The 21,953-nt window shown below is 69.1% G+C and carries 19 protein-coding genes and 1 pseudogene; 10 read left to right on the top strand and 10 right to left on the bottom strand.

The window, feature by feature from the left end:
• Positions 1-99: 99 nt before the first annotated feature.
• The gene (gene cmk, locus WDJ58_RS03180; RefSeq protein ID WP_380661552.1) at positions 100-747 is read right to left on the bottom strand and encodes a (d)CMP kinase; all 648 of its coding nucleotides are present in this window, start codon (positions 745-747) and stop codon (positions 100-102) included.
• Positions 748-843: 96 nt separating this feature from the next.
• Here cmk and WDJ58_RS03175 point away from each other — a divergent pair, with 96 nt between their 5' ends.
• Complete coding sequence (locus WDJ58_RS03175; protein WP_338916176.1) at positions 844-2,328, top strand: hypothetical protein; 1,485 nt, start codon at positions 844-846, stop codon at positions 2,326-2,328.
• Positions 2,329-2,474: 146 nt separating this feature from the next.
• Positions 2,475-2,678, top strand: coding sequence for a hypothetical protein (locus WDJ58_RS03170; RefSeq protein WP_338916175.1), 204 nt, complete (start codon positions 2,475-2,477; stop codon positions 2,676-2,678).
• Positions 2,679-2,809: 131 nt separating this feature from the next.
• On the opposite strand, the pseudogene WDJ58_RS26315 reads toward WDJ58_RS03170, so the two are convergent.
• From WDJ58_RS26315 to WDJ58_RS03150, 4 genes and pseudogenes are all read right to left on the bottom strand, one after another.
• A pseudogene (locus WDJ58_RS26315) lies at positions 2,810-2,914 on the bottom strand (hypothetical protein); the annotation flags it as partial.
• Positions 2,915-3,224: 310 nt separating this feature from the next.
• A complete protein-coding gene (locus WDJ58_RS03160) occupies positions 3,225-3,728 on the bottom strand; it encodes a hypothetical protein (RefSeq protein ID WP_338916173.1) in 504 nt (167 codons plus the stop codon).
• Between the two features lie 148 nt (positions 3,729-3,876).
• Complete coding sequence (locus WDJ58_RS03155; protein WP_338916172.1) at positions 3,877-4,158, bottom strand: hypothetical protein; 282 nt, start codon at positions 4,156-4,158, stop codon at positions 3,877-3,879.
• Between the two features lie 57 nt (positions 4,159-4,215).
• Positions 4,216-5,832 carry a class I adenylate-forming enzyme family protein gene (locus WDJ58_RS03150; RefSeq protein ID WP_338916171.1) on the bottom strand — a complete coding sequence of 539 codons (1,617 nt, stop codon included), beginning with the start codon at positions 5,830-5,832 and terminating at the stop codon, positions 4,216-4,218.
• Between the two features lie 192 nt (positions 5,833-6,024).
• Between WDJ58_RS03150 and WDJ58_RS03145 the strand changes: the two genes are divergently transcribed.
• Entirely contained in the window at positions 6,025-6,243 is a 219-nt protein-coding gene (locus WDJ58_RS03145; protein ID WP_338916170.1) for a hypothetical protein, read from the top strand.
• 391 nt (positions 6,244-6,634) lie between these two features.
• Here WDJ58_RS03145 and WDJ58_RS03140 read toward each other — a convergent pair whose 3' ends face one another.
• The 3 genes from WDJ58_RS03140 to WDJ58_RS03130 form a co-directional block, all read right to left on the bottom strand.
• The gene (locus tag WDJ58_RS03140; protein ID WP_338916169.1) at positions 6,635-6,820 is read right to left on the bottom strand and encodes a multidrug transporter; all 186 of its coding nucleotides are present in this window, start codon (positions 6,818-6,820) and stop codon (positions 6,635-6,637) included.
• 314 nt (positions 6,821-7,134) lie between these two features.
• Positions 7,135-7,941: a prephenate dehydratase gene (gene pheA, locus WDJ58_RS03135; protein WP_338916168.1), complete on the bottom strand. Its 807-nt coding sequence runs from the start codon at positions 7,939-7,941 to the stop codon at positions 7,135-7,137.
• A gap of 161 nt (positions 7,942-8,102) precedes the next feature.
• A complete protein-coding gene (locus WDJ58_RS03130) occupies positions 8,103-8,996 on the bottom strand; it encodes an alpha/beta fold hydrolase (protein ID WP_338916167.1) in 894 nt (297 codons plus the stop codon).
• Between the two features lie 347 nt (positions 8,997-9,343).
• On the opposite strand from WDJ58_RS03130, the gene WDJ58_RS03125 reads away from it, so the two are divergent.
• Positions 9,344-9,820, top strand: coding sequence for a hypothetical protein (locus tag WDJ58_RS03125; protein WP_338916166.1), 477 nt, complete (start codon positions 9,344-9,346; stop codon positions 9,818-9,820).
• 74 nt (positions 9,821-9,894) lie between these two features.
• Here the strand turns inward: WDJ58_RS03125 and WDJ58_RS03120 are convergent, their stop codons facing one another.
• Entirely contained in the window at positions 9,895-12,333 is a 2,439-nt protein-coding gene (locus tag WDJ58_RS03120; protein WP_338916165.1) for a DEAD/DEAH box helicase, read from the bottom strand.
• A 125-nt stretch (positions 12,334-12,458) separates the two neighbouring features.
• On the opposite strand from WDJ58_RS03120, the gene WDJ58_RS03115 reads away from it, so the two are divergent.
• Complete coding sequence (locus WDJ58_RS03115) at positions 12,459-13,523, top strand: zinc-dependent alcohol dehydrogenase family protein (protein WP_338916164.1); 1,065 nt, start codon at positions 12,459-12,461, stop codon at positions 13,521-13,523.
• A gap of 11 nt (positions 13,524-13,534) precedes the next feature.
• Here the strand turns inward: WDJ58_RS03115 and WDJ58_RS03110 are convergent, their stop codons facing one another.
• Entirely contained in the window at positions 13,535-14,959 is a 1,425-nt protein-coding gene (locus WDJ58_RS03110; RefSeq protein ID WP_338916163.1) for an MATE family efflux transporter, read from the bottom strand.
• Positions 14,960-15,093: 134 nt separating this feature from the next.
• Between WDJ58_RS03110 and lipA the strand changes: the two genes are divergently transcribed.
• The 5 genes from lipA to lpdA all read left to right on the top strand — a co-directional run bounded on the left by lipA (position 15,094) and on the right by lpdA (position 21,807).
• On the top strand, positions 15,094-16,038 hold the full coding sequence (gene lipA / locus WDJ58_RS03105) for a lipoyl synthase (RefSeq protein ID WP_338916162.1): 945 nt from the start codon (positions 15,094-15,096) through the stop codon (positions 16,036-16,038).
• Positions 16,039-16,551: 513 nt separating this feature from the next.
• A complete protein-coding gene (gene pdhA / locus WDJ58_RS03100; RefSeq protein WP_338916161.1) occupies positions 16,552-17,655 on the top strand; it encodes a pyruvate dehydrogenase (acetyl-transferring) E1 component subunit alpha in 1,104 nt (367 codons plus the stop codon).
• A gap of 7 nt (positions 17,656-17,662) precedes the next feature.
• Complete coding sequence (locus WDJ58_RS03095) at positions 17,663-18,661, top strand: alpha-ketoacid dehydrogenase subunit beta (RefSeq protein ID WP_338916160.1); 999 nt, start codon at positions 17,663-17,665, stop codon at positions 18,659-18,661.
• Between the two features lie 2 nt (positions 18,662-18,663).
• Entirely contained in the window at positions 18,664-20,286 is a 1,623-nt protein-coding gene (locus tag WDJ58_RS03090) for a 2-oxo acid dehydrogenase subunit E2 (RefSeq protein WP_338916159.1), read from the top strand.
• 96 nt (positions 20,287-20,382) lie between these two features.
• Entirely contained in the window at positions 20,383-21,807 is a 1,425-nt protein-coding gene (gene lpdA, locus WDJ58_RS03085; protein ID WP_338916158.1) for a dihydrolipoyl dehydrogenase, read from the top strand.
• Positions 21,808-21,953: the final 146 nt, after the last annotated feature.

Raw genomic sequence — 21,953 nt, 5'->3', positions numbered from 1 at the left:
TACCGATAAGGGTTACAGAGTGGGCGGCCGCGCCGGTCCCGATCGGAAACGGCCCGGTCGACTCGCCGCTCGGGGCGGTGTTCGTGGTCGAGACGCCTCCTACAGGTCGACGTCCCGTGTCGGGAACGCCCCTTCGTCGGCCTCGGGGTCGTACCGCTCGACGGCCGTCAGGATCAGATCGACGACCCCCTCCGGATCCCACCGGGCGGTGTTGATCGCGAGGTCGTAGAACGACCGGTCGGAGATGTCGACGCCGTACTCGTGCTCGTAGCGGCCGGCCTCCAGGACCTCCCGGACGCGCATCTCCGCCTCCATCTCCTCGCGGTCACGTGTCCGCGCCACGCGGATCTCCTCGGGGGCGTCGAGCCAGATCCGCAGGTCCGCGCGGTTGCCCGCGAGCCAGCCCGCGAGCCGGGATTCGAGGATGAACGCCTTGTTCGCGGTCCCCCACTTCTCGGCGATGGTCCGGAGCCGACGGTCGAGCGCGCGGTCGATATCGCCGGAGGTGTCGGCCTCCGCGACCAGCTGCGTGAGGCTCATCCCTCGATCCTCGGCGAGGTCGCGGAAGATCTGTCCGCCGCTGACGTAGCCACAGTCCATCGCCTCCGAGAGCGCCTCGCAGACCGTCGTCGCGCCGCAGCCGGACGGTCCCGACACCGTGAGGAAGAGGTTCGTCTCGACCGATCGTGGACCGCCGTCCTCGCTCGCGCTCGGTACGGCTCCGTCGGTTCCCGAGTCCGCGTCCATCATGTAGCCTGTCGTGGACCGTCCGTCGTATATAGTCGGCGGCCACCCGTGATGCGTGACACGAACTCTCATGTTGGTCGCCCGACCAGGAGGCGCATGGACACCCTCGCGACGGTCAGGGAGACTCGCCGGGAGGCGACCCACCGCGAGTTCGACCGCCGGGTCGAAGCGCAGGCCGAGGCCGTCCGCGAGGCCCTCGAAGGAGGGCGGTTCGACGCCGGGTTCGCGCTCGGCCTCGAACTGGAGGGGTACGCGACGGACGCCGACGGCCAGCTGGCGCGCGTCCCCGACGCCGTGTTCGGGTCGGTCTGCGAGCGCGAACTGGGCCGCCACAACGCCGAACTCAACACCTCGAGGACGGGGTTCGACCGTGGGGGGTTCGGCACGCAGGCGACCGAACTCGACGGACGGGTGGGGCGCGTCCGGAGGGCGTTCGACGCGGCCGACCTCCGATTCGTCACCGACGGGATGTGGACGATACCACCCCTGGAGGGATCGGTTGCCTACCTGGGCGAGGTCGACCAGGTCGCCGAGTTCGCCTTCCCGTCGAACGCCTCGCAGGCCCCGCGCTACCTCGCGCTCGACGCCGATATCACCGCTCACGGGCCGGTCGAACTCGACGTTCCCGGGTGCCGACGGCGTTTCCCGACGATCATGATCGAGTCACTCGCCACCTCGATGCAGGTCCACCTCCAGCCGCCGACGGCGGCCTTCCCCCGGTACTTCAACGCCACCCTCCGGGCGGCCGGGCCGATTCTCGCGCTCGCGGTGAACTCCCCGTTCCTCCCGCCGGACCTCTACGGGGCGGGAGTCGACGCGGAGACGGTCCTCGCGGGTGCCTCCGAACTCAGGCTCCCGATCTTCGAGTCGATCAACGTCGGCTCGCCGGGCAAGGTCAGGTTCCCCCGTGATCTCGGGACGCCCGCGGAGGTCGTCGACCGCCTCGTCGCCGATCGGACCTGCGCTCCGTACCTCCGCGAGTGGGTCGACGACGATCCACGAGACGGGTTCGCCGCCGAGCACTGGGAGCTACTCCACAAACAGAGCACCTGCTGGCGGTGGGTACGGCCGGTGCTCGGGCCGGAGGGGCCCCGCATCGAGCACCGGCTCCTGCCCTCTCAACCGGGCTCCGCCGACGTGGTCGGTCTCCAGGCGCTCGTCGTCGGGGTCGTCCACGGGATCGTGACGAGCGACCACCCGGTCGCCTCGCTCCCGTGGGACGCCGCCAGGGACGCGACGTACGCGGCCGCACGCGACGGACTCGACGCCGACCTCGCGTGGATCTCCCGGGACGGCGACCGGACGGGGGAGGCCGAGGAGATCTACCCGGAGCTGTTCGACCTCGCACGGGAGGGGCTCGTGGACCGCGGTCTCGGGAGACGCCGGATAGCGGAGCTACTGGAGCCGATCGAGGCGCGGTGGGCCGCACGGACGACCCCGAGCGCGTGGAAGCGATCGCGTACCCGCGAGCGCCTCGACGCCGGCGCGTCGCTCGACGAGGCGATAACCCGTACTCAGCGGGAGTACATCGAGCGCGCGTCGACGGGCAAGCCGTTCGCGGCGTGGTTGAACCGGCGGTAGTGATCGAACCCCGCGTGGCCGACCCGGACTCACACGCTCCGCGCCACCGTGCGGGAGCCGCCCTACTTCACCGGCTCGTCGGGCCGCCCGGGGAAGTTCACGTAGCGGTCGAACACCTTCCGCGCGCCCTCGGTGACGCTCGTCCCGTGGTGGACGAGCGCGGCGTCGAACTCGTAGTCGAGGAGCCGATCGAGGCTCAGCTCGGTCCCCTTCAGGTCCTCGGCGTAGACGGCGGCGTGTGGGAGGAGGTAGTCCTCGGGAAACCCCCCGAGACGGCGTCGGCGGCGACGAGCACGCCACGCTCCTCGTCGACGAAGGCGTGGTGGTCGTGGCGGTGTCCGGGGACGTAGACGGCCTCGAACCCGCCGATCCGGTCGCCGTCGCCGTACCGGTGATCCAGCTCGTTCTCCGTGTCGAGGTCGGACTGCTCGGGGACGTACGTTTCGAGGCCATATCGCTCGACTGCGGCGTCGAACCCGCCGACGTGGTCGGCGTCGGCGTGCGTGAGGACGAGCCGCTCGGGTTCGAGCCCCGTGGCTCTGTTGAAATTCTCAACAGGTGATACATTCTGCCTTGCTGTAGTCAGTATAGAGAAGACGCGTATCGGTTACTGACGTTTGTAGACCAACCAATACGAGAGTGGGAGTGTGATTGCTAAGATCACTAACGTCCCAATAATCTGGCTGTAGATATCTGGTGGCGCTACCTGAGCAGCGATAGCGAATCCAAGAATGATCAGGAGAGATTCGTAGATGATGAACCGAGAACGCCGTGACATAGACATAATGTTTACAAATAGAATTTTATACATAACCTCATCGCTAGGCTTGCAGCTCTCATCGACCGGCTGTTTCAGGCGAGAATATATCTGGATAATAGGGTTTCAACGGAGCTTTCTACCTTCGGATCAAGTGCCATTCGTATCCGTATCCCACAATGGCCCCTATTGGGGCGATAACGGGGAGAGTAATGATACCCCCGAATACAGCGATTAGAGCAGTGAGGAACACGAACTCGGAGAGCGCACCAGCGAGTCCGCCAGTGGAAATCTGACTCAGAGAGAACATGAAGCCTATCAGAGCTGCGAATATGAAGAGCGACCCGACCGCTGAAACGACGCCTGCTACGGCGCCGTAGCGCGGGTCCGGCTCATCTGGCATCATCACACGCCAGACAACGGTCGCTACGATGAGAGCGACGACCGGTGTGACGATCACCCCGAGGAAGAAGATCTCACTTCCTCGCCGATACTCCGCTAGCATAGCGGAGTCGAATCTTCGGGCCCTGAACGTCTGAACGAAGTTCCAGAGGTTAACCAGAACGGCAGCGAGGAGCGCCGACCCGCCGGCGGCGAGGCCCGCCCCGACATCTCGCCAGGACAGACCTAGATAGTCGGTCATGTTCTGATCGGCGAATGCTTGCGGTCACTCGGTGAAAAAGGTGTGACGACCGATCACCTCGACTGACACCACTCACTCGTGACCGATACGCGCTGTGTATGCAGCACGCTCGCCTAACTATCCATCGAAACTGGGGTTTCTCTAACTATTAGTTCTCCACCTGCCTAACGGCTATTCTGGAACGAAGAGTATCGAGAAAATAGGATTTCAACAGAGCTAGCCCCGCCGATTCGATCCCCTCGAACAGCGCGTCGGTCGTATCGGGGAGTCCCGCGTCGAACAGCGTCGGGACGCCGCCGGACGCCGTCCGGCTCTCCGAGGCGCTCCGCACCTCGCCGTCGTCTTCGACGAGGTACGCGCGATAGCGTCGGCCGTTGGCGTCCTCGCGGACGGTGATGTCGTGGACGCCCGGGACGATCTCTGTTGACACGAGCCGGAGAGGGACGACGCCGACTTAGTAGTTCCTCCGAAACGCGACGTCCCCGGATCAGGACCGCCGTTCCATCGCCCGCTCGCGGAGCTTCGACTTCTGCACCTTCACGCCGTTCGGTCCCTCCGTCGTCGGGAACGCGTCGAGGAAGTGGATCGCGTCGGGGTGTTTGTAGTCGGCGAGTCGGTCGTCGAGGAACGAGCGGAGCGTCGCCTCGTCGGTCTCGACCCCCTCGCGCAGGGTGACGAACGCGACCGGCACCTCGCCGTGGCGCTCGTGGTGGACGCCCACGACCTGTGCGCGGTCGACGCCGTCGAACGCCTCGATCGCCCGCTCGACGTCCCGCGGCGTGAGGAGGAACCCCCGCACGCGGAGCGCGTCGTCGAGGCGAGCGTGGTAGTAGAGGTACCCGTCCTCGTCGCGTTCGGCGAGGTCGCCGGTGTGGAGCCACCCCGAATCGTCGAGGGTCTCGTCCGTCTCCCCGGGCTTGTCGTGGTAGGCGAGCATCACGTTGTACCCCCGGAGGAGGAGCTCGCCCTGCTCGCCGGCGTCGAGGGTCTCACCCGTCTCGGGGTCGACGATACGGGCCTCCTCCTCGTCGGGGTGGACGAGCGGCCCGCCGACGCGCTTGCGCCGTTCGGGAGGGTCGGACGGATCGCCGACGAACACCTGGCTGTTGGCCTCCGAGAGCCCGTAGGGCTGGACCACGGGGAACCCGAACCCCGCCTCGATGCGCTCGAACGTCGTGTCGTCGAACCCGCCGGCGAAGAACACCGCGCCCCGCGCGAACGACGCGACGCGCGAGGGGGCGAACCCGTCGGCGTCGAGCATCCGCTCGAACATCGCGTCGGTCCCGGAGGCGTACGTCACGCCGTGCTCGTCGATGGCCGAGAGCGCCCGCTCGGCATCGAACGCGGGGAGCACTACCAGCGGGATGCCGTGGACGAGCGCGCTCAGGAAGGCGTTGTAGCCCATGATCCCGCAGAACGGCATCATCCCGAGCGCGGTGTCCGAATCGTCGAGGCCGAAGTGCTCGCCCACGGCGTAGGAGTGGTTCAGGAGCGACCGGTTCGACTGGAGACAGCCCTTCGGGTCGCCCGTCGTCCCGCTGGTGTAGAAGACGGCCGCGGGTGCAAGCGGGTCCGTCGCCGGCTCTATCGAACCCCCACCGGCGTCGAGGAACGCCTCGTGGGCGGTGACACCCGGATACTCGGGACGCCCCTCGACGGCCACGACCCCTTCGAGTTCGGGGAACGATCCGGTGGGGAACGGGTCCGGTTCGTCGACCTCGGGGACGGCTTCGGCGAGCAGGTCGAGGTAGTCCCGGCCGAGGAACTCCGACTCGGTGAACAGGAGCGAACAGCCCGAGTCGGCGAGCATGTACTCGAGTTCGTGGGCGCGGTAGCGGGTGTTGACGGCGACGACGCTCGCCCCGACCATCGAGGCTCCCAACTGGATCGTCAGCCACTCGGGCCGGTTGCCGAGCCAGACGGCGACGGTGTCGCCCTCGCCGACACCGCGTGCCGCGAGCGCCCGTGCGGTCGCGTGCGCGCCGTCGAGCAGGTCGGCGTAGCTCAGGTGCCGTCCCTCGAAGACGACCGCGGTCCGATCGGGCCGCTCGTCGGCCACCTCGGCGAGGGCCTCGTAGACGGTCGCGTCGGGCCACTGGAGCATACCTCCCACGCTCGACCCGTGGGCAAAAAGACACCGTCACCGTGCCTCCCTCGGTCCCTATTCCGCTTTCGAGGTCGACCCGTCCCACACGAGGGCGACTCCGCACGTCGCTCACGTCCGCCGCCCCCGTCGAGTGGATGAACCGGAGCCGGAACCGGGGGCCACATACCGCCCCCGGCCGTACTCACCGGCATGAGCGTGGCCTACCAGATCGTCGACATCCTGCTGTCGGGCGTCATCGCCGGCGTGGCGACGTTCCTCGTGAGCGCCGTCGCGCCGGGGTACGCGCTCGTCATCGGGGTCGTCCTCGCGTCGATGTACTACTTCTCGCGCAACCCGTGGGGGAGTCCCGAGGGCGACCGGATCAACGACTACATCGACGAGACGTACGACCGGTTCCTGCCGTTCTGAGCCCGCGGCGACGGATTCACGACCACCTCACCGAGAGAGCAGCCGGCCGTCAGCGGCGACGGTGCTACCTGTCAGATCTCGGCCGTTAGATCGTTCGTACTGGCCCCACCGGCGACCGGGGCGACTAATCCGAATACGGAGGAAGCGGGGATCGCTGCCGGAACTGCTCGACGGCATCGACCTGGTCGGACAGCTCGCGTATCGCCTCCTGCATCGTCCAGTAGTCCGGGCACTGTAGACTCATGATTCTGTGAAGGGCCGTCCTGTCACGAACGTAACCGATGTGGTTCGTACGCATATCTTTTCTGGCCGTCCGAACGGCTCCCGCCAACCGGCCGGGGTCGGTCGAACACGACGCGCCCGTCCGGCAGCCCTCGGCCGACTCGCTCGGTTACGCCTGCCGATAGAGCGCCCATCCGACCGCGACGACGGCACAGGTTCCACCGAGCACGAGCGGGGTCGTGTCACCGGTCCCGCCGAACTCCCACCCGAGGGCGACCGATCCGACGACGGCGACGAGCGCGACCGCGACACCGACGTACTGGAGGGGGCTCGACTGCGAGGAGCGTCCGGGCACGCCGGGACGTGCTGCCGGGTCGGCAAGTGTCTTTTCGAAGTTGTCGACGGAGCGCGCTCCCTGGTTCAGTCTCGATGGTGATTACTCCTGACAGACCTCCCACGGTTCGGGTAGGGCCCGGGTAGTCCGGTTCGGGAGGACTATTCAGGTGCGGCTTTCTGTCCGATCCGGGTCCGTCGCTATTTCGAGCGAACCACAGGAGGCTTAGCTACCGTACCGCGAGCGAGGGGCGCAGGCCCGAGCGAGCGGCCTTTTTTCACCCATGTTTTTCCGCCGAGTGGTGCGCGAAGCGCACCCGAGGCGGAAAAAGATGGTCAGTAGAGAACGTGCTTCGTGTCGTAGGAGCCGAGCTCGCGGACCCACCCCTCGCCGGCGATCCCGCGCAGGACCTCGACGACCTCCTGGGAGCGCTCCTCGTAGAGGCCGGCGGCGAAGTCGAAGTGGAAGACGTAGTCGCCGAGGCGTTCCCCGGAGGGGCGCGACTCGATCCGGGTGAGGTTGATGTCCCTCTCGGCGAACGGTTCGAGCATCTCCAGCAGCAGCCCCGGGTAGTTCGTGTTCGGGTAGATGATCAGCGAACTCTTCCCGCCCGCCTCGCTCTTCTCGGACTCGGGGGCGAGGACGACGAATCGGGTCGCGTTCGAGGTGCGGTCCTGGATGTCCTCGGCGAGTACGCGCAGGTCGCCGCCGGCGTTGTCGGGGTGGCCGATGGCCGCCACGCTGGGGTCCTGGCGGGCGCGCTCGACCCCGCGTGCGGTCGAGGCGACCGCCTCCGTCTTCACCGAGGGGTACTCCCGTTCGAGGTACGAACGGCACTGCGCGAGCGCCTGCGGGTGGCTCGCGACGGTCTCGAACTCGCCGGCCTGGGCCAGTAGCGCGTGCCTGATCGGGGTGACGATCTCCTGGACGACGGCCACGTTCCGCTCGGCCAGCGCGTCGAGCGACTCCGTGACACTCCCCTCGATACTGTTCTCGATGGGGACGACCCCGCGGTCGTACTCGCCCGATGCGACCCCCTCGACGATGTTCGTGACCGATTCGGTGAACTCGATCTCGTCGGCCACCGCGCGGGCGGCCCGGTGGGAGTAGGTTCCCTCGGGGCCGAGCGTGAGCGCTCGCATGGGAACGGCTACTCCGCTGTGGGTCAAAAGGGCGTCGGGGGCGGTCGTCGACTCATACGGTCGTGCGTAACTATCTTCGACGCTATCGATCGGCGGCTGGCTCGATCGTCGGAACACGATCTGTGCGGCGATACGGCGGTAACGAATTGCGCACGACCGTATCACCCCCCGCCGTGGACCCGATCGAGGAACGCCCGGACCGCCCCGGTGAAGAACGCCGGGTCGTCGATGTTCGAGGCGTGGCCTCCGTCGGGGACGACCTGTACCTCCACCGTGGCGTTCGGGAGTCCCTCGGGAACCCGCGCGTGCATCGCCCGGAAGGTCCGGGACGTGTGTTCGCCGTACAGCACCAGCGCCGGGGCGGTGATGTCCGACCCGTCGAAGTCGCTCGTCGGGAACGACGCCATCGCGTCGGTGATCTTCACGAACTCGGGGTGAGGGATGGTCGGTGCCTCCTCGATGAGCCGCTGGGTCGTCGTCCCGTCGCCGCCCGACCCCGGCGCGAGTCGGTTGGCGACCCGAAGCTGAAGCCGGTTCAGTGTCGTGTACCGGACGACGCTATCGAGCAGGCCGAAGACGCGCAGGTTGGCGAAGAGGAGCCGCCCGGGGAGCGACAGCGGCCCGGTCGTGAACGTGTCCGAGAGGACGACCCCGGCCACGTTATCGGGGTGACGCGCGGCGTAGACCTGGGCGATACAGCCCCCGCCGGAGAGCCCGACGAGCACCGGCTCCCGGACGTCGAGCGCCGCGAGGAGCGCGTGGAGGTCCTCGGCGTAGAGCTCGAAGGAGTAGGACTCGATATCGGATCCACCGGTCCGGCCGTGTCCGCGCACGTCGTAGGCGATCGTGGTGTACTCGTCCGCGAGCGCCTCGGTCTGTGCGTCCCACGCCGTCGTGCTCATCAGCGTGCCGTGAATGAACACGACCGGCGGCCCCTCCCCCCGGCGCTCGTAGTACGTCTCGATCCCGTTCGTCTCGACGAAGCCGGTCTCGACTGTCGTCGCGCGTTCACCACGGTCCGCCGTCCGGTCCGGACTGTACCCCTGTCGATGCATGAGGACCAGGAGGCGCTCCGAGGGGATAACCCCGCCTGCCGGCACGTTCGCGCCGGAAGCGGTCCTGCCACACGGGGGAGGCCACGTCGGCGATCCCCTCGACGCCGACCGCCGTTGCCCGCCAACGGTACCCGCCCGGCGTGTCCGCCGACTGCATCTAGTCCGTTTCGATCGCTCCTGTCACTATCCGGAAGACCGGCGACAGGAACCCCCTCGAGAGCGGTGTACGACGGGACTTCGAGCGGTAGAGGGCCTCCTCCGTCGCTCGATCCCGTACCGGCGCGTAGCCGGGATAGATCGACGCGCTTGGAAAGAGCCTAACGGAAGCCGGGACCGGACCGATACGGATGTCCGAGGAGAACGACGGGGCGAGCGGGATCACGGCCGAGAAGGGCGATCCTCATGGGGGCGTAGACGACTACGCGACCTGGTCGGACTGGGCGAGGAAACTGAACCGGGAGGTGGTACTGAACCCCTTTCGAGCGCTCGCCGCGGTCGCCGTTGCGCTCGTTCTACTCACGACCGATCTGCTCTCGACCGGGGACTCCGAACTGGTCCTCGCCGCGATCTTCGGCGCTATCATCGGCAAGTACTTCGACCTGCTATCGGAGGCTCTGTACCTCGTTTTCGACTCCATCACGGGGCGGCTGTTGGACAGGTTCGGTACGAACGGGGTGATCGTCGGTCAGACTCTCCTGTTCCTGTTTCTGGGGGTCGTGGCTACGTTCGTCGCGTTCGGTGTCAGTTCCTACTCGGCGGCGGGGTTCGTCCTGTTCGCTCTGTACACCGGTTACCGAGCCTTCGTGAACGCGGCGAACCAGTGATGCGATGAGCGTGCGACCAGCGAGCGATCGAAGTCGAGTCCGGAGGAGGGGCTTCGAGGGGTGATCGGGCGTGGTCAGTCCACCACGCGGACGACCCGCTCCTCGCGGACCGGCGGAAGCGGCAGGTCGGGGAACGTCACCTCGACGGCGTAGGTGAGCTCGTCGGGGTCGGCCCCGAACACCCCCACGGGGACGGTCGCCTCGCCGAGGTACGCGCTCGTGGTGTTCATCTCCACGTCGTTGACGGTCACGCGGACGCCGGCCGAGGCCCCGCCGCCCGCGTTCCGCACGTCGACCTCGCACATCTCGTTCTCGCCGCGCGCGATAGAGTCGGGGAACTCGCCCCACTCGACGCCGACGGCGGGGAGCGACCGGGCGTTCTCGAGGACGCGCTCGGCGACGCCCTCGGAGAGGCCAGCCGCGACCAGCCCCTCGACACCCGCCTCGCGGACGGCCTCGGGGGTGGTGAGCCCCTCCGTGGCGAGCTTCTGCGCGCGACCGGCCCCGACGCCGTCGATGGCCGTCAGGCCGACGGCGGCGCTCGAGACGCCGTGCTCGACGCGGGCCGACACCCGGCGGACGAGGTTCGCCGCCGCCGGGTCCGAGAACTCCGCGCAGAACGCCCGGAGCGCCCCGAGCAGCCGGAGCGCGTTCTGTCGGATGACCCACGCGTCGCTCTGGAGCTCCGAGGGGGTCGTGCCGTCCATCGACGCCCGGAGGATAGCGAGCACCTTCCGGTTGCCCGGGTCGAGGTCCGCCCCCGCCGACGCGGTCCCGGTAGCGTTCGCCTGTCCGCCGCTCGAGGCGCTCCGCGCCTCGCTGCTTTCCGAGGTGCGCCGCACCTCGCTGCCGAGGACGGCACGCACCGCCTCGCGCTCGTCGCGTCGGGCGGAGACGGAGTCGAACTCGCCGGCGTCGGCGACCGTCCGGAGTACCGCGTCCTCGTCGATCCCCTCGCTCCGGGCGAGCGTGGCGAACGACCGCGCGGTGTCGAGGCGCATGTAGAACTTCGAGGCCAACCGACCCAGCCCTGTGGGTTCGAGGCCGAGCTCCTCGTCGGTCTCGACGAAGCCGTCCTCGACGAGCGACCCGAGCGTCTCGCGAACCCGCTCGCGGAGCCGGTCCTCGGTCCGGTAGTCCTCGGGGGCCGCGCGGGCGCGGACGTAGTAGAACGTCGTCTCGAGCCAGTCCATCACGTCGTCGAGGTCGCGTATCGTGCCGAGGGCGACCTCGGCGTTGAGGTGGGCGTCGAGCTCGCCCGCGAGCCGCGACTCGATCTCCTTGCCGTCCCGCAGGAGCCGCCGGTACTTCTCGGCCTCCGCGCCGTCGGTGACGACGTAGGCGTAGCCCGCGTCGTCGTAGCCCGGCCGACCCGCCCGCCCGAGCATCTGGAGGACGTCGAGCGGGCTCATGTCCACCTCCCCCTCCAGGGGGTCGTGGAGCTTCGTGTCCCGGATGACGACGCACCGCGCGGGGAGGTTCACGCCCCACGCGAGCGTCGAGGTCGAGAACAGGATCCCTATCTTCCCCTGCTTGAACCAGGCCTCGACTCGGTTCTTGTCCGAGCGCGAGAGCCCGGCGTGGTGGAACCCCACGCCGTCGACGACGGAGTTGGAGAGCGTGCCGTCGTCGAGTTCGCGGGCCTCGGTGTGCCACTCGTAGTCCCCCCGGGCACCCATATCGATGTCGCGCTCGGCGACGACGTCGCGGGCCTTCTCGGCCGCCCGGACGGTGTCCTGGCGCGACGAGACGAACACGAGCGCCTGGCCCCCGTCCTCGACGTGGGGCTGGGAGAGGTCGAGCGCGCGGTAGAGCCGCCGGTACTTGTCGGCGAAGGCGTTCTCGCCGTGGGCGTACGTCTCGACGCTCGCGTGCAGCGGCACGGGCCGGTAGTCGTCGCCGAACCGGAACGTGCAGTCCTCGGGGGCGTCGAGCCACCGGGCGACGTCCTCGACGTTGGGCATCGTCGCCGACAGCGCCACCACCCGCGGGTCACAGAGCCGCCGGAGCCGGGAGATGGTCACCTCCAGCACCGCACCCCGCCGGTCGGAGTCGAGCAGGTGGACCTCGTCGATGACGCAGAGGTCGACGTCGGTCACGAACTGGTAGCGGGGAGAATCGTGCTTTCGGGTGGCGGAGTCGGCCTTCTCGGGGGTCATCACGAGGATGTCCGCCCGCGCCGCCCGCCGGGGGTTCAGGTCGCGCTCGCCGGTGACGACGTACACCGAGTAGCCCAGCTCCTCGAAGCGGGCCCACTCGGCCTCCTTCTCGTTGGTGAGCGCGCGGAGCGGGGCGATGAACAGGGCGGTTCCGTCCCGCGAGAGCGTCCGGCAGATGGCGAGTTCGGCGAGCGCGGTCTTTCCGGAGGCGGTCGGCGCGCTCACGACGACGTTGTCGTCGCGCTCCAGCACGGCGGGGAGCGCGGCCTCCTGCATCCGGTTGAACGACTCGAACGGGAACGCCTCCGCGAACGACGGGACCACGTCGGCGACGGTCTTCCCCTCTACGGCCACACCGAACCGGGGGAGGCGACGGGCAAAACCGTTTCCCATCCCGTGGCGGCGAACGGGAGCGGTATCCCCCGCCGGTGGCCGGTCCCCAAAGCGCTATGACGGACTATAACGATACCTCACGCGGTATGCGTGCAGCAGTCCTGAAGGAGTACGGCGAACCGCTCGAGATCGAGGACGTGGAGTCACCCGACCCCGCACCGGACGGCGCGGTCGTCGAGGTCGATGCGTGCGGGGTCTGCCGGTCGGACTGGCACGGCTGGCAGGGGGACTGGGACTGGATCGGTGCCAAACCGCCGAAGGGACAGATACTGGGCCACGAGCCGGCCGGTCGGGTGGTCGCCACGGGTGAGGAGGTCGAGGGCGTGAGCGAGGGCGACCGGGTAGCCGTTCCGTTCAACCTCGCGGACGGGGTCTGTCCGGAGTGTATGGCCGGGCACTCGAACGTCTGCGAGAACGTCGTCCCGCTCGGGTTCGCCGAGGTCGCCCAGGGCGCGTTCGCCGAGGAGGTCCACGTCCCGACGGCGGACATGAACGCCGTCCACCTCCCCGACGGGGTCGACTCGGTCGACATGGCCGGGCTCGGCTGCCGGTTCATGACCGCCTTCCACGGGCTGGCCCACCGGGCCGACGTCGGCCCCGGCGACTGGGTGGCGGTCCACGGCTGCGGCGGCGTGGGGCTCTCGGCGGTCCACATCGCGGACGCGCTCGGCGCGAACGTCGTCGCGGTCGACCTCACCGACGAGAAGCTCTCGAAGGCCGAATCCCTGGGAGCCGACGAGACGGTCAACGCCGCCGAGACCGACGACGTCCCGAAGGCGGTCAAGGCGCTCGCGGACGGCGGCGCGGACGTCTCGATCGACGCCCTGGGCATCGCCGAGACCTCCCGGAACTCGGTGCTCTCGCTCGGCCGGCGGGGCCAGCACCTCCAGATCGGGCTCACCACCCAGGAGGAGCAGGGGATGGTCGCGCTGCCGACCGACGCGATGGTGATGCAGGAGATCGACTTCCTCGGGTCGTTCGGGATGCAGCCGACCCGCTACGACGAGATCTTCCGGATGGTCGACCGCGGCAAGCTCGACCCGAGTTCGGTCGTCTCCGAGACCATCTCGCTCGACGACGTCCCGGGGACGCTGGCGTCGATGAGCGACTACGGGACCGTCGGCATCCCCGTCTGTAACGAGTTCGCCTGAACTCGTCCCCGTCAGTCCGCGGCCTCCGCCGTCGCCCGGGTGAGCATCCCCCCGGCGACGGCGTGACGGTAGTAGATGCCGAGCCCGACGGCGACGAGCACGTTCGAGACCGTGACCGCCCAGAACACGGCCTCGACGCCGGCCCCAAGGACGAACGCGCCGGCGGCGGCGACCGGGAGACGGACGGCCCAGAACTGGACGAGCGTGGCGACGAGGCTCGTCCGGGTTCGCCGGGCACCGTTGAACCCGCCCTCGAGGAGGTAGGCGGCCCCGATTGCGGGGTAGCCGTACGCGAGAATGCGGAGGTAGGCGACGGCGAACTCGAACGCCCGGCCGTCGAGTTCGGGGACGAGCAGGCCGACGATCTCGGCGGGGAAGACCCACTGGAGCACACCCACGATAGCGAGCCCGCCGACGGCGACGGCGGTGCCGAGCCACGTCGCCCGGCGGGCCCGATCGGCCGCACCAGCCCCGAGGTTCTGTCCGACGATCGACTGCGCCGCCTGCTGGAGCCCCGTCGCGGGGACGAACGAGACGCTGGCGACGCGCGCGCCGACGAAGTACGCCGCCAGCCCGGCTGCCCCGCCGGCCGCGAAGACGATCACGACCATCAGCACGTTGACGAGCTGGCGGACGGCCTGCTGGGCCGCGGTCGGCGACCCGACGTCGACCAGCTCGCGGATCTCGCCGATGTCGACCGACAGGGCCGAGCGGACGGCTCCGCCGAGCCGGTACCCCTCGACCCGGCCGGTGGCGGCGAGGGCGACTCCCACCCCGAGGCCGGCGACCGACCCGGCGACGAGCGCCAGGGCGGCTCCGAGGACTTCGAGCCGCGGGAACGGGCCGAGGCCGAAGATGAGCAGCGGGTCGAGGACGACGTTGACCGCGACGGTCGCGAGGTTGATGTAGAGCGCCGCCCGGGAGTCGCCCCAGCCGACGAACGCCGCCTCGACGGTGTCGGCGAGCGTCACGGCGACGAGCCCCACCGCGATCACGCGGAGGTAGTCGACGGCGAACCCGCGGACGGTCGTCGTCGCCTCGCCGGCGGGCTGGACCGCCACGAGGAGGTCGGCCAGCCACGGCGCGGCGAGGAACGCCCCCGCGCCGACGAGCACGCCGCTCGCGGCCGCCACGAGCAGGCCGGCTCCGAGCGCCGAGACGGCCCCACCGCCGTCGTCCGCGCCGACGCGCTGGGAGACGAGCACCTGCGTTCCGACGAACGGGGTGTAGACGGTCAGCGCGAACAGCAGCACGACCGCCGGGGACGCGAGGCTCACGCCGGCGACCGCCGCCTCCGAGAGTCGCCCGAGGAAGAACAGGTCGACCACCTGGTTGGCGACCTGGACGAAGTTCTGTGCGAGGAGCGGGACCGCCAGGACGAGCAGCGCCTTGAGCAGCGGCCCCCCGGTTATCTCCTCGCTGTCGACCTGGAGCACGATACTACATGGGACGGAGAGGGTTCTCCCTCTCAAACCTGTCGGAACGATTGAACGCCGATTCCGGGACCCCCGCCGGCACCGTGTGTGGTCGAACCACAGGGCTTTCAACCTCCGCCCCGAACGGACGGGCGATGAGTGGGGTCCGCAAGCCGGACTGGCTGAAGACCCGCCCGCCCTCGGGCGAGCGGTTCACCGATATCAAGCGGACGCTCCGCGAGCACGACCTCCACACCGTCTGCGAGGAGGCCTCCTGTCCGAACCTGGGGGACTGCTGGTCCGGGCGCAACGGCCCCGGGACGGCCACGTTCATGCTCCTCGGTGATCGATGCTCGCGGGGCTGTAACTTCTGTGACGTCGAAACCGGGGGGATGGAGCCTCCCGACCCCGACGAGCCGTCGAACGTCGCCGACGCCGTCGCCGAGATCGGCCTCGACTACGTGGTGCTGACGAGCGTCGACCGCGACGACCTCCCCGACCAGGGGGCGGGCCACTTCGCCGAGACGGTCCGGGAGATAAAGCGACGGGACCCCTCGATACTCGTCGAGGCGCTCACGCCCGACTTCCGGGGCGACCCGGAACTCGTGGACGAGCTCTGCGAGGCCGGCGCGGACGTGCTCGCGCACAACGTCGAGACGGTCGAGCGGCTCCAGTGGCCGGTCCGGGATCGGCGGGCGGGCTACGAGCAGTCGCTCTCGGTGCTGAAGCGGTACCACGAGGAGAGCGACGCGAAGGTGAAGACCTCGCTGATGCTCGGGGTCGGCGAGTACGACCACGAGGTCTACCAGACGCTCTCCGACCTGCGGCAGGTCGGAACCGACGTGGTGACCTTCGGACAGTACCTCCAGCCCTCGCGGTCACACCTGGAGGTGTTCGACTACGTCCACCCGGACAAGTTCGAGGTGTGGGAACGAGTCGCCGAGGAGGAGTTCGGCTTCCTCTACTGTGCGTCCGGCCCGATGGTCCGGTCGTCGTTCAGGGCCGGCGAGTTCTTCGTCGAGGCACTGCTGCGGGAGGGGAAGTCCGTCGAGGAGGCGAGGGAGGCCGCAGCGAACGTAGTGAGCGAGGCCTCCGACTAGCGAGCGGTGAACGTAGTGAACCGCGAGCCACGCGACGCGTGGCCCTCACTACGTTCGGGCCACGGAAAGTCGAACGGGGAGCGAAGCGACCCGTGAGACGCGCGGCCGCAGCGAGCGAGAGCGAGGCGCGACTGGACGAAGCGTCCCGAAACGCGAGCGGGGAGCGGCGTGACCCGCGAGGAACCGAGCCGTGAACCGCAGGGAGCGAGGCCTCCGACTAGCGAGCAGCGAGGGACCGCCGGTCCCTCGGGCCGTGCGAGCGGGTGGAGCCCGTGAGCAGGCGGGGGTGTAACGACCCGCGAGTAGTGCGGCGCGTGGCCCGGACGTAGGCTTCGGGCCGAGTGACAGGCGAGTGTGGAGCTTCGAGGAGCGAGTCCCGGACGTCCCGAGTCCCGTTCCGGTTCGGGAAACCGGATGCCCGTCCAGATCGGGGCACGCCGGACGAACAGGGCAAATTTTACGCAAGGACTATGCCGCCGGCGGAGACAGGTGAACCATGGTACGGAGGGAGGTATGAGCACGCTCCAGCGGGACCCCGACGACCAGGTGCGGGTCCTCGACGAGGAGGGGCGGGTCCTCGAGGACGCGACCGTCCCGGATCTCGACGAGGAGGTGCTGGTCGGGATGTACCGTGACATGCGGCTCGCCCGTCACTTCGACCAGCGGGCGGTGAGCCTCCAGCGGCAGGGTCGGATGGGCACCTACCCTCCGCTGTCGGGTCAGGAGGGCGCACAGATCGCCTCCGCGACGGCGCTCGCCGAGGAGGACTGGATGGTCCCCTCCTACCGCGAGCACGGGGCGTCGTACGTCCGCGGGCTCTCGCTCCCCCAGACGCTCCGGTACTGGATGGGCGACGAGCGCGGGAACAAGCTCGACGAACTCAACATCTTCACCGTGGCGGTGCCCATCGCCACGCAGGTGCTCCACGCGACGGGGCTGGCGTGGGCGTCGAAGCTCAAGGGGAACGACGAGGCGTTCCTCTGTTACTTCGGCGACGGCGCGACCTCGGAGGGGGACTTCCACGAGGGGCTGAACTTCGCGGGCGTCTTCGACGTCCCCGCGGTGTTCTTCTGCAACAACAACCAGTGGGCCATCTCCGTGCCCAGGGAACGACAGACCGCGAGTGCGACCATCGCCCAGAAGGCCCACGCCTACGGGTTCGAGGGCGTCCAGGTCGACGGGATGGACCCGCTCGCGGTCTACCAGGTGACGCGGGACGCCCTCGAGAAGGCGAGGACCCCCGACGAGGGGGAACTCCGCCCGACGCTGATCGAGGCGGTCCAGTACCGCTTCGGCGCACACACGACCGCGGACGACCCCTCGATCTACCGCGAGGACGAGGAGGTCGAACGGTGGCGGCGGAAGGACCCCATCCCCCGACTGGAGTCGTACCTCTACGAGCGGGGGATCCTCGACGACGACCGCATCGACGCGATCGTGACGAGCGTCGAGGAGGAGGTGGCCGACGCCATCGAGACCGCCGAGGAGTTCGAGCGGCCGGCCCCCGAGACCATCTTCGACAACGTCTACGCCGAGATGCCCCGACGACTGCGCGAACAGCGGCGCGAACTGGAACAGTTACGTGAACGCCACGGCGACGAGGAACTACTGGAGTGAGCCACCGATGAGCACTCAGGAACAGACGACGCAGAACCTCACCCTCGTACAGGCGGTCCGCGACGGCCTGTACGGCGAGATGCAGCGCGACGAGGACGTGATCGTCCTCGGCGAGGACGTCGGCAGGAACGGCGGTGTCTTCCGGGCCACGCAGGGCCTCTACGACGAGTTCGGCGGCGACCGGGTGATCGACACGCCGCTGGCCGAGTCGGGCATCGTCGGCACGAGCATCGGGATGGCCGCCTACGGGCTGCGCCCCGTCCCCGAGATTCAGTTCATGGGGTTCATCTACCCCGCGTTCGATCAGATAATCTCCCACGCCGCACGGCTCCGGAACCGCTCGCGCGGGCGGTTCTCCTGTCCGATGGTCGTCCGGGCCCCCTACGGCGGCGGCATCCGCGCGCCCGAACACCACAGCGAGTCCAAGGAGGCGTTCTTCGTCCACGAACCCGGGCTGAAGGTGGTCATCCCGAGCACGCCACACGACACGAAGGGGCTGCTCGCTTCGGCCATCCGCGATCCGGACCCCGTGATCTTCCTCGAACCGAAGCTCATCTACCGCGCGTTCCGCGAGGAGGTGCCTGACGAGCCCTATACGATACCGCTGGGTGAGGCCGCCACCCGGCGGGAGGGCGATGACGTCTCGGTGTTCACCTGGGGGGCGATGACCCGGCCGACGATGGAGGCCGCCGAGAACCTGGCCGAGGAGGGGATCGAGTGCGACGTGGTCGACCTCCGGACGCTCTCGCCGCTCGACGAGGACGCGATCGTCGAGTCATTTAAAAAGACCGGGCGGGCCTGCGTGGTCCACGAGGCACCGAAGACGGGCGGGCTGGCTGGCGAGATCACGGCGACGATACAGGAGGAGGCCCTCCTGTACCAGGAGGCCCCCATCGAGCGGGTGACCGGGTTCGACACGCCCGTCCCCCTGTACGCGCTCGAGGACTACTATCTGCCCGAGGCGGCCCGGATCGAGGACGGCATCCGCCGGGCCTACGAGTTCTGAGCATGGTTCGCGAGTTCAAGCTCCCGGACGTCGGCGAGGGGCTGACCGAGGCCGAGATCGTCGACTGGCTCGTCGAGGTCGGCGACACCGTCACCGAGGACCAGCCCGTCGCCGAGGTCGAGACCGACAAGGCCGTCGTGGAGGTCCCCTCGCCGGTGAACGGCACCGTGAGGGAGATACGCGCCGAGGCGGGCGAGATGGTCCCCGTGGGCGAGGTGATCATAACCTTCGACGTCGAGGGCGAGGAGTCCGGGGCCGACGAACCCGCAGAGGGGGGCGAGACCGGAACGGAAACGGAGCCCGACGAGGCGAGCGAGCCGGAGTCCGCGGTGACCCCGATCGAGGAGGCGGACGGCGATGAGGTCGGGGCCGAGGGGACGGCTTCGGCGGCGGAGCGTGGCGGCCGGACGTTCGCGGCACCCTCGGCCCGGCGGCTTGCCCGCGAACTCGACGTCGACATCGGTGCCGTCTCGGGGTCGGGCCCCGGCGGTCGCGTCACCGAGTCCGACGTACGGGCGGCCGCCGAGGATACGGGTGAGTCCGGGTCCGGAGACGAGTCGGGTGAGCCCGAGTCGGAGCCACGACAGGCGACTCGGCGCGTCGAGGGGGGGACCGAGACAGCGGCGTCGACGGGAGCCGGAATCGGCGACGGCGCGACGGCCGGCCCGGAGCCGGCGGGCCGCGAACGGACGCTCGCAGCCCCGGCCACCCGTCGACTCGCCCGCGAGGAGGGGGTCGACCTCGACGACGTACCGACCGAGGAGACGCGCGAGGGCGAGTCGTTCGTCACCGCCGAGCAGGTGGGCCAGTACGCCGAGGCCCAGCGGGCGGCCCAGGAGGCGGACGTCGAGGCGGTCTCGGCCGAGGCGGGCGGCGACGGCGCGTCGGCTCCCGGGACGGGGGCCGAGGTAGAGGCGACCGCCGAGGGTGAGGTCGAGCGGGTCCCCTATCGCGGGATCCGGCGGACCATCGGGCAGGCCATGGAGCGCTCGAAGTACACCGCCCCGCACGTCAGCCACCACGATCAGGCCGTCGTCGACGACCTCGTCGAGGTCCGCGAGCGGCTGAAGCCCCGCGCGGCGGAGCGCGGGACGCGGCTGACGTACATGCCGTTCGTGGTGAAGGCCGTCGTCGCGGCGCTCCGACAGCACCCCATCCTCAACTCCCAGCTCGACGAGGAGAACGAGGAGATACTGGTCAAGGGCTACCACAACGTCGGGATCGCCGTCGCCACCGACGCCGGACTGATGGTGCCCGTCGTGGAGAACGCGGGCGAGAAGGATATGCTCGCTATCGGCGAGGAGGTGAACGAGCTGGCGGCGAAGGCCCGCGACCGCTCGATCGCCCGCGAGGAGATGCAGGGTGGGACGTTCTCGATCACGAACTTCGGGGCCATCGGCGGGGAGTACGCCACGCCGATCGTCAACTACCCCGAGACCGCCATCCTCGGGCTCGGGAAGCTGGAACAGCGGCCGGTCGTAGAGGACGGCGAGGTCGTGGCGCGGCACACCCTGCCGCTCTCGCTCTCTATCGACCACCGCGTGGTCGACGGGGCCGACGCCGCGCGGTTCGCCAACACGCTCGTCGAGTACCTCGAGAACCCCGACCTGCTGTTGCTGGAGTAGGGCCGGCCTCGGAACGAAGCGTCTGTCTCCGTTCGCGGCTGCAGGGTCGGCCGGTCATTCACAAGAACAAAGCCGACGCCGTCGGAAGCCCGGCGCATGGTAGTTGGAGACGTCTCTACAGGTACGGAGCTCCTCGTGATCGGCGGGGGGCCGGGCGGGTACACCGCCGCCATCCGGGGCGGACAGCTCGGCCTCGACACGACGCTCGTCGAGATGGACGCCTACGGGGGGACCTGCCTCAACGTGGGCTGTATCCCCTCGAAGGCGTACATCACGGCCGCGGACATGAAACACCGCGTGGAAGGCGCGGAGGACATGGGCATTCACGCCCGCGCGGACGTGGACATGATGGGGCTGAAGACGTGGAAGGACGGGGTCGTCGACCAGCTCACCGGCGGCGTCGAGAAGCTCTGCAAGGCCAACGGCGTCAATCTCGTCGAGGGTCGCGCGGAGTTCGCGGGCGAGAACCGGGTCCGGGTCGTCCACGGCGGCGAGGGCCAGGGCAGCGAGTCCATCGAGTTCGAGCACGCAATCGTCGCGACCGGTTCGCGCCCGATGGAGGTGCCGGACTTCGAGTTCGACGAGGACCGCATCCTCTCCTCGACGGGCGCGCTCGCGCTCGAATCCATCCCCGACTCGATGCTGGTCGTCGGCGGCGGGTACATCGGGATGGAGCTCTCGACGGTGTACGCGAAGCTCGGGAGCGACGTCACCGTCGTCGAGATGCTCGATGACATCCTCCCGGGGTACGACTCGGACATCACGCGAGTGGTCCGGAACCACGCCGAGGAGCTCGGCATCGACTTTCACTTCGGCCAGCGGGCGTCCTCGTGGTCGCCCGCCGGCAACGACACCCGCGTCGTCACCGAGGACGAGGACGGCGAGGAGTACCGCTACGACGCCGAGAAGGTGCTCGTCGCGATCGGCCGCGAGCCGGTGACGGACACGCTCAACCTCGAATCGATCGGCCTCGAACCCGACGAGGGCGGGTTCCTCGGGACGGACGACCGGGCACGGACGGACGTCGAGACGGTGTTCGCCGTCGGCGACGTGGCGGGCGAGCCGATGCTCGCACACAAGGCCATGAAGGAGGGCGAGGTCGCCGCGGGGGTCGCCGCGGGCGAGCCCGCCGCGCTCGACTATCAGGCCGTCCCGGCGGCGGTGTTCACCGACCCCGAGATCGGTACGGTGGGGATGACCGAGTCGGAGGCCGAGGAGGCGGGGTTCGACCCCGTCGTCGGCGAGATGCCGATGCGGGCCTCGGGTCGGGCGCTCACGCTCGACGAGTCCGACGGGTTCGTCCGGATCGTCGCCGACGGGGACGCGGGATTCGTCCTCGGGGCACAGATCGTCGGTCCCGAGGCCTCCGAGCTGATCGCCGAATGCGGTCTCGCCATCGAGATGGGCGCGACACTGGAGGACGTCGCCGCCACCATCCACACCCACCCGACGCTCTCCGAGACGGTGATGGAGGCGGCGATGAACGCGCGCGGGGAGGCGATCCACACGCTGAACCGCTGAGCCCTCGCGAGCGGCTGGCGCCGCTCGCTCGCCCTCAGTATTCCACCAGGACCGGGTGTGTGCGGTCGCGCGACCTCCCTCCGGGTCCCGTGCCGGTTACCTCCGTCCTTCTGACTCTGTGCCGGCTACCCCCGTCCTTCCGATTC

It is taken from the genome of Salinirubellus litoreus, from assembly GCF_037335815.1.
Lineage (GTDB): Archaea > Halobacteriota > Halobacteria > Halobacteriales > Haloarculaceae > Salinirubellus > Salinirubellus litoreus.
Note: the sequence above shows the minus strand (reverse complement) of the source record. Positions and strands in the feature narration are given on the sequence as shown.